The 17685-nt window shown below is 35.5% G+C and carries 16 protein-coding genes, 1 tRNA gene and 1 pseudogene; 7 read left to right on the forward strand and 11 right to left on the reverse strand.

Going from position 1 to position 17685, the window contains the following annotated elements; translation table 11 throughout:
• Positions 1–24: 24 nt before the first annotated feature.
• Together NBW37_RS07190 and NBW37_RS07195 are read left to right on the forward strand one after the other, a co-directional pair.
• A pseudogene (locus NBW37_RS07190) lies at positions 25–1364 on the forward strand (M16 family metallopeptidase).
• Complete coding sequence (locus NBW37_RS07195) at positions 1351–2661, forward strand: M16 family metallopeptidase (protein WP_250296334.1); 1311 nt, start codon at positions 1351–1353, stop codon at positions 2659–2661. Before NBW37_RS07190 ends, NBW37_RS07195 begins: the two are co-directional and overlap by 14 nt.
• Here NBW37_RS07195 and purN read toward each other — a convergent pair.
• Positions 2655–3221 carry a phosphoribosylglycinamide formyltransferase gene (purN, locus tag NBW37_RS07200; RefSeq protein ID WP_250296335.1) on the reverse strand — a complete coding sequence of 189 codons (567 nt, stop codon included), beginning with the start codon at positions 3219–3221 and terminating at the stop codon, positions 2655–2657. The two genes, NBW37_RS07195 and purN, sit on opposite strands and share 7 nt — an antisense overlap.
• Positions 3222–3511: 290 nt before the next feature.
• On the opposite strand from purN, the gene NBW37_RS07205 reads away from it, so the two are divergent.
• Positions 3512–3928 (forward strand): hypothetical protein, encoded by a 417-nt coding sequence (locus NBW37_RS07205; RefSeq protein ID WP_250296336.1) that lies wholly within the window; start codon positions 3512–3514, stop codon positions 3926–3928.
• Here NBW37_RS07205 and NBW37_RS07210 read toward each other — a convergent pair.
• Positions 3921–4451, reverse strand: coding sequence for a Na+/H+ antiporter subunit E (locus NBW37_RS07210; RefSeq protein ID WP_250296337.1), 531 nt, complete (start codon positions 4449–4451; stop codon positions 3921–3923). The genes NBW37_RS07205 and NBW37_RS07210 overlap by 8 nt on opposite strands.
• A gap of 98 nt (positions 4452–4549) precedes the next feature.
• On the opposite strand from NBW37_RS07210, the gene smpB reads away from it, so the two are divergent.
• Positions 4550–4999 (forward strand): SsrA-binding protein SmpB, encoded by a 450-nt coding sequence (gene smpB / locus NBW37_RS07215; protein WP_250296338.1) that lies wholly within the window; start codon positions 4550–4552, stop codon positions 4997–4999.
• Between the two features lie 6 nt (positions 5000–5005).
• The gene (gene lgt / locus NBW37_RS07220) at positions 5006–5797 is read left to right on the forward strand and encodes a prolipoprotein diacylglyceryl transferase (RefSeq protein WP_250296339.1); all 792 of its coding nucleotides are present in this window, start codon (positions 5006–5008) and stop codon (positions 5795–5797) included.
• Between the two features lie 840 nt (positions 5798–6637).
• Here the strand turns inward: lgt and NBW37_RS07225 are convergent.
• Both NBW37_RS07225 and NBW37_RS07230 read right to left on the reverse strand, forming a co-directional pair.
• Positions 6638–7393 (reverse strand): SDR family oxidoreductase, encoded by a 756-nt coding sequence (locus NBW37_RS07225; RefSeq protein WP_250296340.1) that lies wholly within the window; start codon positions 7391–7393, stop codon positions 6638–6640.
• Positions 7380–8195, reverse strand: coding sequence for a YihY/virulence factor BrkB family protein (locus NBW37_RS07230; protein WP_250296341.1), 816 nt, complete (start codon positions 8193–8195; stop codon positions 7380–7382). The genes NBW37_RS07225 and NBW37_RS07230 overlap by 14 nt, the downstream gene beginning before the upstream one ends.
• A 135-nt stretch (positions 8196–8330) precedes the next feature.
• On the opposite strand from NBW37_RS07230, the gene NBW37_RS07235 reads away from it, so the two are divergent.
• Entirely contained in the window at positions 8331–8702 is a 372-nt protein-coding gene (locus NBW37_RS07235; protein ID WP_250296342.1) for a TrbC/VirB2 family protein, read from the forward strand.
• 290 nt (positions 8703–8992) lie between these two features.
• Here the strand turns inward: NBW37_RS07235 and NBW37_RS07240 are convergent, their stop codons facing one another.
• The 7 genes from NBW37_RS07240 to NBW37_RS07270 form a co-directional block, all read right to left on the reverse strand.
• Positions 8993–9799, reverse strand: coding sequence for an SDR family oxidoreductase (locus NBW37_RS07240; RefSeq protein WP_250296343.1), 807 nt, complete (start codon positions 9797–9799; stop codon positions 8993–8995).
• Between the two features lie 5 nt (positions 9800–9804).
• The gene (locus tag NBW37_RS07245; RefSeq protein WP_370273190.1) at positions 9805–10449 is read right to left on the reverse strand and encodes an alpha/beta hydrolase; all 645 of its coding nucleotides are present in this window, start codon (positions 10447–10449) and stop codon (positions 9805–9807) included.
• A gap of 414 nt (positions 10450–10863) precedes the next feature.
• Positions 10864–11229 carry a hypothetical protein gene (locus tag NBW37_RS07250; RefSeq protein ID WP_250296346.1) on the reverse strand — a complete coding sequence of 122 codons (366 nt, stop codon included), beginning with the start codon at positions 11227–11229 and terminating at the stop codon, positions 10864–10866.
• A 120-nt stretch (positions 11230–11349) separates the two neighbouring features.
• Positions 11350–13017, reverse strand: coding sequence for an aminopeptidase P family protein (locus tag NBW37_RS07255; RefSeq protein WP_250296347.1), 1668 nt, complete (start codon positions 13015–13017; stop codon positions 11350–11352).
• A gap of 121 nt (positions 13018–13138) precedes the next feature.
• Positions 13139–15046, reverse strand: coding sequence for a tRNA uridine-5-carboxymethylaminomethyl(34) synthesis enzyme MnmG (mnmG, locus tag NBW37_RS07260; protein WP_250297022.1), 1908 nt, complete (start codon positions 15044–15046; stop codon positions 13139–13141).
• A gap of 209 nt (positions 15047–15255) precedes the next feature.
• Positions 15256–15744 (reverse strand): hypothetical protein, encoded by a 489-nt coding sequence (locus tag NBW37_RS07265; RefSeq protein WP_250296349.1) that lies wholly within the window; start codon positions 15742–15744, stop codon positions 15256–15258.
• A gap of 66 nt (positions 15745–15810) precedes the next feature.
• Positions 15811–15886 (reverse strand) — tRNA-His (locus tag NBW37_RS07270).
• A 150-nt stretch (positions 15887–16036) separates the two neighbouring features.
• Between NBW37_RS07270 and murJ the strand changes: the two genes are divergently transcribed.
• Positions 16037–17536 carry a murein biosynthesis integral membrane protein MurJ gene (murJ, locus tag NBW37_RS07275; RefSeq protein WP_250296350.1) on the forward strand — a complete coding sequence of 500 codons (1500 nt, stop codon included), beginning with the start codon at positions 16037–16039 and terminating at the stop codon, positions 17534–17536.
• Positions 17537–17685 lie beyond the last annotated feature (149 nt).

Below are 17685 nucleotides of genomic sequence, written 5' to 3' on the forward strand. Positions count from 1 at the left end.
TTGTTTTTATATTAGGTCGAAATAATGCTTCATAAGTTTCTTAGTTTTCTTATACTATCTGCACTCTTTTTTACTTACCCAATTTCTTTGAAGGCTTTGAGCATAGAGCACGACATAAAACATGCTAAACTCAGTAATGGGCTAGATGTCTATGTTGTTCCTAATCATCGGATTCCAGCTGTTTTTCATGCAGTCATATATAAAGTTGGGGGAATGGATGATCCAATCGGCAAAGCAGGATTGGCTCACTACTTTGAACATTTAATGTTTGAAACTACAGGAAAGTTCACAGATATAGAAGCCACTATGAGTAGCATTGGGGCTCAATTTAACGCGTTTACCACTAAAGAATATACCTGTTATTATGAGTTGGTCCCAAAAAAGATTTACCACTTGCAATGGAAGTTGAAGCAGACAGAATGGGAAATTTTAATGTTACTCAAGATAAAATAGATAGAGAAAAAAACATTGTACTGGAAGAAAGAAAAATGAGATTTGATAACCAACCTCATAACTTGTTATGGGAAGAAATGGATAGTGCATTTTACCGTACTGGCTATGGCAGGTCTGTTATCGGCTGGGAGAGCGATATCAAAACTTACAATCAGGATGACATAACGAGGTTTCATGATAACTATTATCACTCCGGCAATGCAATATTACTGATTGTGGGTGATGTGGAACTTGATGAAGTAGTGAAATTAGCAGAAGAAAAGTATGGCGAAATTAAAGCTAAGCCTATAATTAGGCATTACCCTAACCAGGACCCAGTACATAACGCAGGTCTATCGGTGATTTTAGAGAGCACTGAAGTAAAAGAACCAGTTTTATATTTTCGTTATCGTGTTTCTTTATTTAAGCACACAAGTGAAACCTCTGCTGCTCATTTAGCGGTTGACATTTTAGGTGGCGGCAAATCCAGCAAACTGTATAAAGATTTGGTTTTAGATAAAGATGTGGCAGTATCAGTATCTGCTTATTACAATAGTTTAACTTTTAGTGATGGCTATATTGATATTCAGGTCATTCCAAAAAGCGGGGTTAATTTAGGCACTGTTGAAAGAGAATTAGAAAATGCTATTAATAGCTTCATATCTGAAGGAGTGACTAGCGAAGAATTACAAAGCTCAAAATATAGATATAAAGCAGCACAGTTTGATAATCTATCTGACTTAACTCATATAGCAATGTTTTATGTGCCACGCCTCGCACTTGGTATTCCACTTGATGAAATAGATATTTCATATAGCAAGATTAATGATGTCAATCTAGAGGATGTAAATAACACAATTCATACTATCTTTTCTTCCAATAAGTTAATTGGTCGTTTATTACCAAAAGGAGATAATAATGAGAATAAGTAAAATTATATTTCTATTTTTTTTCTGTCTAGGCTTTAATTTACAAGCAAGTGGTAACCTAAATATAGAGGAGGTCACTACCCGTAAAGGATTTAAGTTTTTATTTGTAGAAAATCATGATTTGCCAAAAGTTTCACTAAATATATCATTCAAGGATGCAGGTTATGTGTATGAAAATTCGGAAAAACAGGGACTAGGTTGGTTTACTTCTCTTATAATTCAAGAAGGGGCAGGAAAAAATGATGCCAAAGATTTTGCGAAAAAGCTTGAAGATAAAGGGATTAGTTTAAATTTTATTGCTGATTTAGAAGCATTTAGGGTTTCATTAAATACTTTGTCTGAGAATCTAGAGGATGCAATTTCGTTACTAAGCGACGCTATAATACGTCCTAAAGTTGACTCTGAGGGGTTGAATAGAGTTTTCGAGAAAGCCAAAGTTGATTTTAATAATCTTGAAAAAAATCCTCATTTTGTTGCTGGAAAAGAATTAGGTACGTTATTGTTTAAAAAACATCCTTACTCAAAAAGTGTGTACGGTACTCTTGACACTATAATGAACATTACTAGAGATGATGTTTTAACATACATAAAGCGTAATTTTGCTAAAGATAACATAGTTATCAGTGTTGCTGGTTGTGCAAAAAAAGAAGAAATTATTACATTATTAGATAAATATTTATCTAAATTGCCGTCAAAAAGATCAAAAGTTAGAAAAATACCTGTGAAAAATGATTTTGGTTCTGCAGAAAGTAAGAATATTTTTATGGATATACCACAGAGTGTGATACTTTTTGCTCAAAAAGGTATAGCTTATGAAGATCCAGACTACTATAGCGCTCAAGTTTTGGTTAATGCGCTTGGTGGTATGGGGCTGAATTCAGTGCTGATGAAAGAGCTAAGGCAAAATCTTGGAATTACTTATGGTATTAGTGCCTCTATGGCTAGTTATACGCATGCAAATATTATAGCCGGAGGTTTAAGTACTGATAGCTCTACTGCCAGTCAATCCATATCTGCAATAAGAGATACATTGAGCAGGATAAAAAAGGAAGGAGTTGATGAACAATTATTTAAAGATACAAAAATTAGTATGGTAAATAATTTTGTCCTTTTCCTGTCCAATAACACAAATACAGCAATGCTGCTTGATGATATGCAGATAAATGATCGTCGTATAAACAATTATGCGAATATCATTAATGATGTTCAATTAGAGAAAGTAAACGAACTGGCAAATTCTTTACTGGAACCCGAAAATTTATTTTTCGTTGAAGTTGGAAAAAACGCTCAGGGTCAATAATTAATACTTTCTGCTATTGATCTTACTGCTTCTACATAGCACTTATGCTCCTCAGCTAGAATGCGTTCTGAGAGGCTTTGAATATCATCATTTGGTAGCACTGGCACAGCAACTTGAGCAATTACGGCTCCAGCATCAACTTCAGGAGTGACATAATGTACAGTACAACCTGTAATTTTTACACCTGCTTTTAAAGCTTGCTCTTGAGCGTTTAGGCCTTTAAAAGATGGAAGTAAAGAGGGATGAATATTTATTACCTTGTTATGCCATTTACTCAGAAAATCAGCTTTGAGAATTCTCATAAATCCTGCAAGGCAAATTAAATCAACCTTCTGTTGAACAAGTATTTTGTGAATTTTATCAGCATCAAGTGGTTTATCTTTAACAACAAACGCTGGGATTCCTGCTTGCTCTGCTGTTTTCAGACCAGTAGCTTCACTATTATTTGTGATAACACATGCAACTTCTGCGGGAAAATTCTGATCTTGACATGCTTCTATCAAGGCCTGCATATTCGATCCCCTACCTGAAATTAGTATTCCGAGTTTTATCTTTTCCATTATAGCACAGTTAGTTTAGAATTTAGTTAATACTAACAAAACAGCTCAAAAGGAAAACTTATTTTATAGCAAAGAAGGCAGACTAAACTCTTTATATAAGTGGATCTCTAATTGTGGACCTCACTGGACAACACAAAAATAATACCCATGTACCCAGCTTAGATTAGCTTTAATGCTTACTATTTTTGTATAATATACCACTATAAGTATATATTTTTGTAATCGCGTTATTATTTATTTAACAAAGTATTAGTATAATTTATTACACTGAATTAAATGGAGAAATTTCAATGAGTAAATTACCGAACAATGCAAAAATAGGTAAATCTCAGGTTACTCAGTGGGAGGTAATAAAAAATTGTGAATATGCTGATAATTGCTTGTCAAAAATAGTAACTTTATACGTTATTAGAATAACTCAGCTATCAGATTTTTATACAAGTGACGAACCTGAAATTAACACTGTTCTAGCAAGAGTAAGCGTGACAAGTGAAAATGTATTCTTAAACAAGGCTACTACTATTGAAGTTATAGAAGGTATTTTTCCTTATAAATTTAACAGCAAGAAGAGAAATAATATATCAAGGTTAGAAGATTTGTATAATTATTTATGTTCTATTGTTAACAATAGCCTTCCAAAAGAAATGCTTGAAAGTCTTGTAAGGGAATATAAGGATGCTGTTAACTTATTTAAAGCAATTACTTAACTGAACGTAGTATTTTTAAGATTTTGTTTTCTATTTCAGAAATGCCGCTTTCAAGATCTTTATCTATCAAACACATGGTAGATAAATATGTTTTCTGCTTACTTTCAACATTGATAGTTAAAGTTCCGGGAGTGATTGTGACTGAATTGGCAAATAACGCAATGCTTTCATCATTATGTCCTTTGCATTTTCTTAAGATAACAATTGGCTCAAGTTTAGATTTGAACTGTAGCACCTTTTTTGTTACATAAATACTTGATAAAATGATTTGGTACATTAACCACGGTATATAACTTACTAACTTATAAAACGACAGTCTATTCGTACCATTTAAAATCTGGCTAAGAGCGCCTTCAGCGTTTATCAACCGTCTAAAGATAAACAATGTGAATATAGAGGAACACACTCCACAAAAAATAAAAAACGGCTCAAAATAACCAGACAATACAGTCCATAGAACAAATAAAGTTATAAACGACAGAGAAAAAAATTTGATTTCCTTCCTAAAGTTGAGGTTTTTCATAGTCTGTAATATAATTCAAATGACTCTTTAAGGAAAGATATATTATGAATTAAGTCAAAAATTCTGTAATATATTGAAGCTTAAGGATATCTTTAGATATGGAAGTTATTGCAGAAAATAGGAAAGCAAGGTTTGAATATTTCATCTTAGAAGAATTTGAAGCGGGTATGGTCTTATTAAGCAGTGAAGTTAAATCGCTAAGAGAAAGAAAAGTGAATATTTCCGACGCCTACGTTATCGAAAAGAATAGCGAAGTATGGCTGCACAATATGCATATTGCAGAATATAAAGCTGCAAACCGAAAAAATCATAAACCAAAAAGGGAACGTAAACTACTTTTACATAAAAAAGAGATAAACAAACTGATTGGTCAAATCAAAACCGCTGGGATAACTGTTGTGCCGCTTTCGGTCTATTTTAACGATAAAGGATTGGCAAAAACTAAAATTGCCATTGTAAAAGGAAAAAAACTCTACGATAAGAGAGCAACCATAAAACAGAGAGAGTGGGATCGTGAAAAAAGTAGATTGTCTAAGAATAATTTATAGCAAAATATGTCTTTAAATCCAGTAATTTTCAGCATCGGTCCTGTTTCTATATATTGGTACTCCTTAGCTTACGTTTTGGGTATAGTGTTTGCATATTGGTATTTACATAAACTGGACGACCAAAAAATATTTACTAAGAATTTTTACGATTCGTTATTAATAGCCACTATTGTAGGTATTATCCTTGGAGGTAGACTTGGCTACGTATTGATATATGATCCAGTTCTTTATATAAGCAACCCTATCGAGATATTGAAGATCTGGGAAGGAGGGATGTCATTTCATGGTGGTGCTATAGGAGTTTTGTTTGCAGTAATAATTTCGTGTAAAAGACATAACATTCCTATATTTTATGCACTGGACCTAGTTTCTTGCGGAGTTCCCATAGGTTTATTTTTAGGCCGCATGGGCAATTTTATAAACGGAGAGCTATTTGGCAGAGTTACAACTATGCCATGGGGTATGGTATTTCCAGAGAGTGGTGATAATCTGCTGCGTCATCCAAGCCAGCTTTATGAGGCATTTTTTGAAGGACTGCTACTTTTTGCAGTTGCAAATACACTGTTTTTTTTGACTAGAATAAGACTATATCACGGTGCATTAACTGGTATTGCAGTTATATGGTATGGACTAGTACGTTTTTTCGTTGAGTTTTTTCGCGAACCAGACTATCAAGTTGGCTATCTATGGCTTGATTTAACTATGGGGCAGTTGCTTTCTATACCTATGGTTTTGCTGGGAATGCTTGTATATCTAGGCGCATTAAATTTGAAATTTAATACGAAATCTGTTACATAGAGGAAAGGTGAGTTTAATAGAAAAATGTAGCCAGAAGCCCCGCATCATGCACAATTGTACAAATTTTCTGCGTTGTAGTAGAATGAATGTGAGATCCGATGTCATTCCAGCGTGTGACGCTAGGCCATAAAACTTCCTTGACAAACTCCGCCAGCCCCCTTATCATGAAACTGAAGCTATTTATTTATCTTCGCAATCTCTGCAGTGGATTAATGACAAAAAACTTAATGTATTTGGCGTAAATCATGCTTAATTTTTGCACTATGTGCATTCTATGTCTTTATAAAATCTTCGGGTTTTTACCTATATAAGCTGAAACGCGCTTATAAGTCGTTTAAGACAGTAAAAGACGTCAAATAGACAAGGGAGAATTTGAATACTAGCCGCCCTAGGGTTTCTTTGCCTTTTTTTCCGCTCAGTAAATTTCTTAACGTTTATAATTTAGGTTAGTTGCATTTAAAAGCGGCTGAATTGCAGCGTTTAGAATAAAAAACGCCAATATTTTGAAGTACATATAAATAACTAGTCACCAACGGGGCTTCTTTTGCCTTTTTTTTCATTTGGTAAATTTCTTAAACATTTATAGCTAAACGACAACCGTCATCCCGCTGCTTGTTAGCGGCTAAGAGATACCGCGAATGAATCGCGTCATCCCAGTGCGTGACACTGGGAATTTTATCAAGTATAAAAGTTATGTGAAAATGCACCATTTATGGAAGACTAGATCCCAGTGTCACGCACTGGGATGACAAGAAGAGGGCACTGGGATGACATCATAGGGGGCACTGGGATAATAGGAGAAGGAGGCGGCTACTTGCATGACACCCTTCCTAGTGTAACTTATTCGGAAGATTTGCTAAGCGGTAAGATTTTTCCTGATACGCTGCAGTTTTCAGAAGCTAATTCCACGAATTTATCTGTTAGTTTATCAAGTGACACCAATTCAGATCCAGGAAACACCTGCTCACTACCCACAGGTCCTTCCGGATATACAGCATTTGCACATAATTTTGTATGTTTTGTTTCAGATGCATATATTTTCACCATTATTTCCAGTGCAGCTTTACTTGCAGCATACGGCATCCAATATGGATAAGAGGAAGGAGAAAGTGTCACTTCTGAAGTCATGAATATCGCTCTTCCAGCATTAGACTTTTTTAGCATTGGATCTAAGTTTTTTAGTAAGCACCAACTGGCAGTAAAATTTGTATTCATTACGTTCTGTAGCTCTTCAATCTCACAGTCGTGAATGGGGTTCAGTTTGCCTAAAATTCCAGCACATGCAACTAATATATCAAGTGCTCCAGATTCTGATAATTTCAGGCTTTCTATCATGTTTGTCAGTATCTTTACATTCTCAAAGTCTAAAAGATCAAGCTGAATTAGTTTCACAGAGCCTTCTTTAAATTCTTCAAGCTCTTCAATTTCATTATATAGTGGCTTGAGATTATCAAGAGATCTTGAAATCAGAATCACACATGCACCTTCTCTTACAAATCTTTTTGCAACAGCAGAGCCTATTCCACCTGAAGCCCCGGTAATTAAAGCTACTTTACCTTCTAATTTACCCATTTCTTTTTCCTTAGCGAGATTCATTGAAATATTTTAGCTGAAAATTAAATTTTGCTCCATATATAAAAATCAAACTTAGCATATAAAAAAATAGTAATGACACTACCACACCACCTAAACTTCCATATATCAAATCCAGTTGGTCAAAGGAAGCTTTTAAATATTGCTTGAAAGCTGAAGCGGAAATCGTCCAAAGAATAACAGCCACACAAGATCCAGGAAATACGTCTGATAAGTTTTGTTTTATGTTTGGCAACATAAAATATAGCCAAGAGACTACTGTGAAAAGTACAAATTCAATAAGTAAATACCTAGTATAACTTAGCCCCTGATAGGAAAAATCAATTAGCATCGGCACTAATGTAGAGAACACTATAGTTAGAGTTATAATAAGTGTGATCACTAAAAATTGTAATATACTGAGCACTCTTCTCAAGATATAAGGTGGCGAAACCGGAACTTTATAGGCTTTATTCAATATTGTTCTCATTCCCTCAATTGTCGATGAAGCGGTCCAAACAGCACCCACAATTGCTAAAGTTAGTAAGCTTTGTGGCGGGCCTGATATTATCTCTCTGATACGCGGCATCAAAGATGCCAAAATATCCTGTGGCATGTTATCAATGATAAATACCCAGCCAATGTTGTACTGGTCTAAGAAATTTGCGAATGTTGACGCCACGGCCATTAAAACGATGAGAAAAGGAAATATCGATAACAGAATTAAAAATGATAAATACCCTGCGTGCTCCACTCCATCATTATGAATTGTGTCAATCAAAGCACGATAAAGGCAATAAACGATGCTGTAAAATTTCTGTAGCACTGTAATATAAACGAACCAAGAAAAGTATTCTAAATGAAATAAAGGATACTTTTAAGCAAAAAATCCTCACCATTTACTTAAATTTAATCAAAGTGAAGGATAATCCAGCGTTAAATAGAAATTATCGGAGGCATAATGAAAAATTTTCTTTTATTTTTAACTTTAATTCTCTCCTTTGCGTTTGATGCAAATGCTGATGAGGCTTCATCAGTAATATGTAAGATAGTGGACTATATTCACACCATAGGTGGACCGATGATCACAGTAGTGATAATTGGTGCAGCTTTGCTTTCAATATTTGGCAGAATGCCATGGCCAGCACTTTTTGCACTCGGTGCATTTACTGCTGTGTTCTTTGGTGCACCCAAAATAGTGACTGTGATATCACCAAGTGTGGCAGAAGCTTGTATACAATGCTCTAATACTCAGGAAATGGTCAACGGTGCATGTGTTGCAAAATGTCCTCCAGGTAAAGGCCGTGATGCATCAGGAAACTGTAATCCATAGTTTGAGAGAACAGGGTAAAAAATAGTGCTCCTTTCAAGCACTATTTTTTATTATACCATAAACCTTTACTGAAACTTTTGTTACATCTTCGCTTGAAAGTGGTCAAGCTGACCACTTTCAGTGTTTATGAATACCTAATAAATTCTCTTTCTGTAATCATATCAGTTAAAGTCTGGATTCCAGCGTCACGCGCTGGAATGACATGGTGAAGCGTCATCCAAGTAGCTGACACCACTTTTGCTTCAATATTTGCAATGCCCCTGTACAGATACAAACAATAGGCCTATCTATCATTCTGATGTGATTTCAGTTTTTTTTACGTGCAAACTCTCTAATCCCACCTTGTAGTTAGGGTAAATTAGAGAGACATTAAGATCTTTTTTAATTTTAACATTACTTACTTTTTTTGATCCTAAATAAAAACTCTGTGCATAATCTGGTAACTCAATTGGCTCTGGAGGGCTAACATTGAGAAGTTTGGCCGCATACATTACCACTTCAGATTGTGTAGTGGGTAAATCGTCTGCACAATTGTATATTTCACCAGGTTTTATGTTTTGCATGGAAGAAAATAAAATATTCGATATATCTTCAACGTGAACACGAGAAAAAAAATGCCCTTCCTTTTTCACATTTCTTGCTTTGCCAAGCTGCAAGTCAATTAACACGTTCCTACCAGGACCGTATATTCCAGCTAAACGAAAAATATGTACAGGCAATCTGCTATTTAGCCACTTCCTTTCAGATTTAAGGCGCTTTTCTCCTCTGACTTCTATAGGTTTTGTTTCAGATTTCTCATCCACCCAATTACCTGAGTGATCACCATAAACACTAGTTGCAGACAAATAACCAAGCCATTTGACATTTTGCAGGCAATCACCGTATCTCTCCACAACATCATCGCCATCTGGAGGAATAGAAATTAAAACGTGCGTTGCGCTTTTAAGCAGATCTTGACTAACTTTCTCATAATTAAAGAGGATTACATTTTGTATATTTTTACTTCTTGATGTGCCACTAACTTTCCAACCTAAGTTCAGTAATTTTCCCGATAAAAATTTAGCTACATATCCATAACCAAAGCAAAACAAGTGCATAGAAGTCAGTTGCTGAAATTTTTCTTGATAAATTCTACTCCTAATTTTATTCCCTCTTCATTAATAATATGCCCCAATGCACGAATTGGGTGCCCTTCAACATTTACTCCATTTTCTTTCAGAGCTTTAACCGCTAAGTCGAGAGACGAAAAAGGTACCACATCGTCAGCATCACCATGTATAACACATATGTTAGGTTTTGACTTGATCTCTGGTGCAGTTTTTGAAGGTGAAAGAAACCTACCAGAGTATGCAACAACTGATGCACATGATTGAGAGCGGGTGAGAGCTGTATGTATTGCAAGCATTGCTCCTTGAGAAAATCCAACTAAAGAAAGTTGCGTATCTTTTAAATTAAGCTCCTTTAATTTTGTATCAATAAAATGATTTACAATTGATGTAGCATTTTTTACTCCATTATATAGCGCCTCCTCACTACGATCTTCCAAGCTGAACCACTGATAACCGTCACCTATTTCTCTCTTAAACGGAGCATTGGGTGCTACAAAACATGAACCCAGTAAAAATTTGCTCATAACTTTAGCAAGGTGAACAAAATTATCACCACTTGAGCCCCAACCATGTAAAAAAATAATCAAATTTTTCTTATTTCCGCCTGCACAAATTTCTGGGCCGTTAAGTTCAATCATTTCTTTTCCTTTTGCGTTTATATTTTTATTTAACACTAATTTTCAAATTTGTAAAAACCCATGTGCAATTACGTTCCCGATACTATAGCTAAAGTGACTTAGGTTCATCGACGATTTGAAAAACCGTCATTCCGCTACTTGTTAGCGGAATCTATACTAAGATACCGCGAATGAATCGCGGTATGACGTAGGATTGCTGTCATTCCAGTGCTTGACACTGGAATCCAGGAAACTTAACTTTACACCAGGTAATAAGAACTGGATCCCAGTGTCAAGCACTGGGATGACACCTCTGGGCACTGCCGTCATAAAGGAACCAGTGTCAGCTACTTTCATGAGATCAATAATTGACCTCAACTTACCGTCCAACTAGAAAGTTGTACATAAAATGACAGAAGAGACTCGCGTTAGATATTATTTACTTTCGATCTTTTCTATCAATTTTTTAACTAAACCTCTTAGCCTCTTACTGGATTCATCAAGCTCTTGAATTTGCGAGCTGCGCTCTTTCATTAGCTCCTTATAGTTACCTCTTATGTAGTCAATCATTTCCTTCATCTGAGCAATCATCTTGTTAGCATCCATGCTGCCCAAATCAGGTATCATGTTAGGCATAGCGCCTTCTAACATACCGCCAGCCATAAGCTGCTGAGACATTTGCATAAATGGTTTTAAAGTCTGATTAAGCAATTCGGGATCCTTGGCTAATTTTTCTATTTGCTCTTTGCAAGTATCCATATACTGCTTCATAAATTCATCTTCTTGCACTTTACCTGTCATAATTACACCTACTTGAAAATATCGATTTTCTATTATATATTGTTTTTAAATTAAAAACAATACAAAATACCTGTCACAATTGCATTAATACTTTTTAAATAATAAAAAATGCTCCTTTGCTTATAAAGGGTTACATACTTTCTTTAACCATTCCTTATCTTTGACGCTATTTTCTAAGTTTCTATAGACAAATTGATGATAGCTATTTATCCATTCAATTTCATCCTTAGTAAGCATTTGCACATCTATTAGCCTTCTATCATATGGAATAGAGGTCAGTTGTTTAAAGTTTAAGAAGCCGTCTTCTTGTCTGTCAACATACATCAGATTTTCAATCCTTATTCCATACTCTCCCGGAATATAATAGCCAGGTTCATTAGATAGTATCATACCTGGCGTGAGTTTTACTTTATTACTTTTTGAGATTGCCTGTGGTCCTTCGTGTACTGATAAATAGCTTCCTACTCCATGCCCTGTACCATGCATATAATCCATTCCAAATTTCCATAAATGCGTACGTGCTAATATATCCAATTCTCCACCAGTGGTGCCAGGAGGAAAGATGACGCTTGCTACAGCAATGTGAGCTTTGAGTACTATTGTATAGTGGGTTATTTGCTCATTAGTTGGACTGCCAATTGCTACAGTTCTTGTCACATCAGTTGTGCCGTCAAGGTACTGACCACCAGAATCAATCAAATACAGTCCATCTTTCTGAATTACTTTATTCGTCTTACTGCTTGCACGATAGTGAATTATTGCTCCATTTTCATTAAATGCGGAAATTGTTGGAAAGCTCAATTGTTTAAACAAATTCTGCTCTTTTCTGTATTCTAAAATCTTTTCTTCAGCTTCAAGTTCTGTACCAACATTACTTTCAAGCCAATGTAGAAAGTTTGTAACTGCTATTCCATCTCTAATGTGTGCATTTATTGCTCCGGTTATTTCAGTTTGATTTTTCACTGCTTTATGAATTAGACAAGGATCTTCTCTTTCAGCTATCTGTTTATCTTTTATTACAGCCATGATACTCATTGGAGTTGTGTTTGGATCTATAACTATTGAATTTAGCTTTTGCAGCGAATTTTCTAGCTCACTAATATCAAAAATATTTATATGATTGCCTAAATTTGCTTCTATAGTTGAATGTTCTTTATCTTGAATAAACAAATCAACATTACCGCTTTTATACAATATAGCACGGCCCAATATACATGGAGTATATTTAGCATTTTCGTTTCTTAAATTTAATAACCATGAAATTGAATTTGGATCAGTCAGGAGCACTGCTTCGGCTTCTTTGTCTACGCTTTCAGCAATTTTTTCACATTTATTCTTGCTAATTTCACCGGAATACTCAGTTGCATGTGGAACTATCGTTTGTTTTCTACAATTATTTTCTTTTCTAATTGAGTAGGGTGCTAATTTACAAATATCTTCATACTTTCTTGTCTCTTTTATAGTAAAATATTGTGGATAATAACCTAGTGAGGTGGTCAATGTTAAGTTTGCTTTTACCCATTCGCATGGATCCTCTTCTTGTATATTATATACTTGAAAATTGCCCCGATCGAGCTGATTGTGAGCTTGTGTGATATAGCGTCCATCCGTAAAAAATGGGCACTTGTTGTCTTTTGTAACGATAAGTAGCCCATTTGTTCCTGTGAAGCCACATAACTTGGTTAACTCGCCTGAATATTCACTTAAATATTCATCTTTGGTGTGCAACATAAATGCATCAACATTTATTTCGCGCATAAAAGAGCGAAATTCTTCGATTTTTGACATGATATTACCTCTAGATTTGAAAAATATTTGAGATTTTTGGAATTTTTGTTTAAAAAACTGTGGTACCACAGTCATTATGAGCTATGATAATTCACGAAGCTGCTTTTGTCAAGCACAATCTTCAATTAGCCAATTTACTCGTTTTCCTGTTTCTCAAATATACCAATATGCTAACTATCGCTGCTGGAGTGATGCCTTGTATTTGCTTTGCAATGCCAATTGTTGCTGGCTTTATTGCTTGCAACTTCTCTATCACTTCAGTTGACAAGCCTTTAATCTGCGCATAGTTGAAATTAGTTGGAATTTGAGTGCTAACTTCCTCTTGTAGAAACTTCATGTCTGCTTCTTGTCTTATTAGATAAGGTTTGTATTTTGCTTCAATTTCAACCGCTTCGCATATTTCATTCTTAGTTATGCCACCCATTGCGGCGTCATCCCAGCGCGTTAACTCCGGCCATATTTCTTGTAATTTATTCCAGTCGATGTTTGGATAGCTAAGTAGATCTAATGCCGTTTTTCTTATCCCATCATAAGATATTTTGATACCATAAGACCTAAGCTGCTCAGGAGTAATCGTCAGACTCCCTAACTTCTCTTCAAGCTGCTTAATGGATTCAAGTTTATTCTGTAAAACAGAGTATCTCTCATGCGACACAAGGGAAATATCATAACCTTTTTGTGTTAATCTTCTATCCGCATTATCTGATCTGATTGCTAGCCTATATTCTGCACGTGAGGTAAATAATCTATAAGGTTCGATCACCCCTTTGGTGACCAGGTCGTCTATCATTACGCCAATATATGAGTCTGTGCGGTGAAGAACAAAACTTTCTTTTTTGCCAAATGAGGAGAGTGCTGCGTTAGTTCCGGCAATAATTCCTTGCCCTGCTGCTTCTTCATATCCAGTGGTGCCATTAATTTGGCCAGCAAAATATAGTCCTTTAACTTTCTTAGTTTCAAGAGTATGAAACAGCTCTCGTGGGTCAATATAGTCATACTCAACTGCATATCCAGGCCTTAGTATTTCTGCGTTTTCAAGTCCTTTGATACTCTTTATCATTTCACGCTGCACTTCGATGGGCAATGAATTTGAAATTCCGTTTGGGTATACAGTATCATCATCTAGCCCTTCTGGTTCTAAAAATATTTGGTGACTACTTTTTTCTGCGAATTTTTTAACCTTAGTTTCAATGGATGGGCAGTATCTTGGTGCAACAATGTCATCTAAATATGAAGAAGCTGACCTATGAAGATTCTCTCGAATTATTTTATGTGTGTTTTCATTAGTATGGGTAATGAAACATGGAATCTGAGGTTGGTTAATTTTTTCTGTTAAGTAAGAAAACGGCGTAGGTGGATTATTACCTACTTGCTCTTGCAATATTGACCAGTTTATAGTGCCACGATCGAGCCTTGGTGGAGTTCCGGTACGCAGTCTACCTAATTTGAAATTATATTTCTTCAACGTATTTGCAAGCTCTACAGCAGGCTTATCTCCCATTCTTCCTGAAGGAGTTGTTTGCTCTCCTATATGAATCACACCACGTAAAAAAGTCCCTGTAGTTAAAACGACTTTACCTGTTAGTATATGTTCCCCTGAGCTTGTTATTACAGCTTTAATGCACAATTCTCCATTGTTATTACTCTCTATAAGGAAATCGTCAACTGACTCTTCTTTTACCGCCAAATTGTTATAATTTAGAATAATTTCCTGTATTGCTTGCTTGTATAATTTTCGGTCTGCCTGTGCACGTGGTCCCCACACCGCTGCACCTCTGCTGCTATTTAAAATGACTGAGTGTATGCTTGCTCGGTCGATTGCTCTTCCCATTATTCCATCAAGAGCGTCAACTTCCCTAACTACAACACCCTTTGCAACTCCTCCAATTGCTGGATTGCAGGACATTTCTCCTATAGTTGAAATTTTATGAGTTATAAGCAGCGTGTTTGCACCAAGGCGAGCTGCAGCAGCAGCAGCTTCGCACCCTGCATGACCACCACCTACTACTACTACGTCATATTTATGCATGCCTTCTTGAGTAATTCTTACTCTACTAATATTCCCATTATCAGCAGTCAATGTCAAATTTTACAATAAATTCATTACTTTTTCTGTCACCCCAGTGTCACGCACTGGGATGACACCCTGCTTGTGGAGACTACTCTCAAATTGCAATGTTCGTGCAGCTATATGCTGCACACTAGAATAACAGAAAGCAGAAACCTTACTTGATTAGCTTACAAACACCACTTCTCGTTTGAAAAAGCGTGCTCAGCTGTAGAAGAGGTGATATATTCTTTCACTTTTTCAGCTATTGGTTTTATAATATAGTCCATTGTAAGACCCGCTACAATCGGCGCTATGGCTCCTATTGCCGCACCTGTTAAAGCTGCTGGCAACATCCCAAGCATTGCGCCAGGAAAAATAGCAGTCGCAGCCGCAGCAAGGCCAACTCCAATTCCAACACCTAGAGCTGTTAGTGTTCCGAAGTACATTGTGAACATTATTGGGTCAAAATCTTCATCTTTATCTTTATCACCTAAAAATGATATAAATGCACTCGTTCCTATAAAAACAACTGCAGGCAATACTGGAAGCATAGAACCAATAATTCCTCCCATTACCAAAGGCGATAAAGTTGTAAAACTTAATCCTAAACCTGCAAGCCCTCCTAGTACAGCACCTAACCCTGCCAAAAATATAAAATCCTTTACACGTTTATTCATACAACCTCCCTAATTAAATTGATATATTACCACTTGTTCATATTTCCGTAAAGCAGAAAATTTTAGTGGGGCGAGCGACCAGGATTGAACTGGCGACATTCAGTACCACAAACTGACGCTCTACCAACTGAGCTACGCCCGCCAAGATATAAAATTTCTAACATAAGAGCGCAAATAGTCAATTGATTATTTAACTCTCCTTTTGCAGATGGTTTTAAGTTTAGCCAATAAATATTTTCATTGATACTTTTACCATTATAGTTAATCGTATTGACACTAATGAAGTAGTGATATGTTTAAAAGTATTTTCACATTTAGTTTTTTTACGGCTATTTCAAGGATCTCAGGGTTAATAAGAGATGTATTGATTGCTACGGTTATTGGCGCAAACTCTCTTGCAGACATATTCTTTTCTTCATTTCGCTTTGCTAATTTATTTCGATCGTTTTTTGCAGAAGGAGCATTTACTACCTCATTCATACCATTATACTCAGCAGAATCACATGATAATAAAAAGGCATTTAACTTTGCAAGTAGCGTTATATCTATCACATTTATTATTCTGGTAGTTTTTTGTCTTATTATGCAAATTTCCTTGCCTTATATGATTCAAATATTTACTCCTGGCTTTGATCAAAGCAAGTTTGCTCTTACCGTTACGCTTTCAAGAATTATGCTACCTTACATAATTTTTAGCTCAATTGCAGCACTAATTGGTGGAATGCTGCAAGTAAAGCAACACTTTGTTTCAACAGCTATTGCACCAATTATTTTGAACCTCTGTTTGATAATCAGTTTATTTATACCGTATATCGCAACTCCAGAATATAATCTTTCTATAGCTGTGTTGGTTGGAGGGGCCTTGCAGTTATTGCTGATGCTATTTAGCGCGCAGAAATTAAACACGCTTTTTTCTTTTAGTTTAGAATTGAGTGACAAAGTAAGGCTTTTTTTTAAACGTGTGGTACCCTCGATTATAAACCACTGTTTTATACAAATAAGTGTATGGATTGACACAATCATGGCGAGTTTTATACCAAATGCGGTGTCCTATATATATTATGCCGATAGACTAAATCAACTACCGCAGGGAATAATCGGCACTGCAATTGGTACAGTGCTTCTTCCTTTAATTTCAAAACAGGTGAATAATACTGAAAATATAGTTAAAATACAAAGCAAGGCTCTCAACATAGGATTAATGTTAATTATGCCAACAACTGCTGCCTTTATCATTATTCCCGACATAATTTTACTTACGCTTTTTTCTTACGGCCGGTTTGATCATTATGCAGTTCAGCAAACTGTTCCCACATTAATAGCATTTTCTCTTTCTTTACCTGCATTTATTATAAATAAAGTGTTGCTACCCACATTTTTTGCTAAAGGCAATCTGAAAATACCAACCATATTTTCGCTAATGTGTCTTGGAATTAATGTAGTGCTAAACCTTTTGTTAATGAATGAGTATCAGCATACGGGGATTGCTATTGCTACTTCCGTTTCCACTTGGATAAACTCCATTCTATTAATTAATTATTTAACAATAAATAAAATGTATAAGGTTAGCCAAGCGTTATTGTTAAATGTCATGAAAATTTTTGTAGCAACGGCAGTCATGTCAATAGCCCTTTATATTTTTAATTCTTTGTTGGCAGGATTATTTTTTGATAAAATGTTGGCTCGTATTGTTTATTTAACGACTTTAATAGCTTTGAGTGTTATTGTTTATTTTGGTACTCTTTACTTAACTTTTAGAGGAAGTTTGAAAACATGTATAAATGTAATCTGAAGGTACAACAAATGGTGTCATTCCAGTCTGGAATCCAGTTTTTGATCAAAAATGTTGCTATAGTGCACAATCAATTTTCCTGGATCCCAGTGGGCTTTGTTGCATAGCAACTGAAAAAATCTGGTGGCTACTGACAAAATTCATTATAA

It is taken from the genome of Wolbachia endosymbiont of Oedothorax gibbosus, assembly GCF_936270145.1.
Lineage (GTDB): Bacteria > Pseudomonadota > Alphaproteobacteria > Rickettsiales > Anaplasmataceae > Wolbachia.

Coding starts and splice junctions, on each gene's coding strand:
- NBW37_RS07205 (WP_250296336.1), top strand. CDS start 3,512: ATGAGTAAATTACCGAACAATGCAAAAATAGGTAAATCTCAGGTTACT.
- mnmG (WP_250297022.1), bottom strand. CDS start 15,046: ATGCATAAATATGACGTAGTAGTAGTAGGTGGTGGTCATGCAGGGTGC.
- murJ (WP_250296350.1), top strand. CDS start 16,037: ATGTTTAAAAGTATTTTCACATTTAGTTTTTTTACGGCTATTTCAAGG.
- purN (WP_250296335.1), bottom strand. CDS start 3,221: ATGGAAAAGATAAAACTCGGAATACTAATTTCAGGTAGGGGATCGAAT.
- NBW37_RS07195 (WP_250296334.1), top strand. CDS start 1,351: ATGAGAATAAGTAAAATTATATTTCTATTTTTTTTCTGTCTAGGCTTT.
- NBW37_RS07265 (WP_250296349.1), bottom strand. CDS start 15,744: ATGAATAAACGTGTAAAGGATTTTATATTTTTGGCAGGGTTAGGTGCT.
- NBW37_RS07250 (WP_250296346.1), bottom strand. CDS start 11,229: ATGACAGGTAAAGTGCAAGAAGATGAATTTATGAAGCAGTATATGGAT.
- NBW37_RS07210 (WP_250296337.1), bottom strand. CDS start 4,451: ATGAAAAACCTCAACTTTAGGAAGGAAATCAAATTTTTTTCTCTGTCG.
- NBW37_RS07240 (WP_250296343.1), bottom strand. CDS start 9,799: ATGCACTTGTTTTGCTTTGGTTATGGATATGTAGCTAAATTTTTATCG.
- lgt (WP_250296339.1), top strand. CDS start 5,006: ATGTCTTTAAATCCAGTAATTTTCAGCATCGGTCCTGTTTCTATATAT.
- NBW37_RS07235 (WP_250296342.1), top strand. CDS start 8,331: ATGAAAAATTTTCTTTTATTTTTAACTTTAATTCTCTCCTTTGCGTTT.
- NBW37_RS07245 (WP_370273190.1), bottom strand. CDS start 10,449: ATGATTGAACTTAACGGCCCAGAAATTTGTGCAGGCGGAAATAAGAAA.
- smpB (WP_250296338.1), top strand. CDS start 4,550: ATGGAAGTTATTGCAGAAAATAGGAAAGCAAGGTTTGAATATTTCATC.
- NBW37_RS07225 (WP_250296340.1), bottom strand. CDS start 7,393: ATGAATCTCGCTAAGGAAAAAGAAATGGGTAAATTAGAAGGTAAAGTA.
- NBW37_RS07255 (WP_250296347.1), bottom strand. CDS start 13,017: ATGTCAAAAATCGAAGAATTTCGCTCTTTTATGCGCGAAATAAATGTT.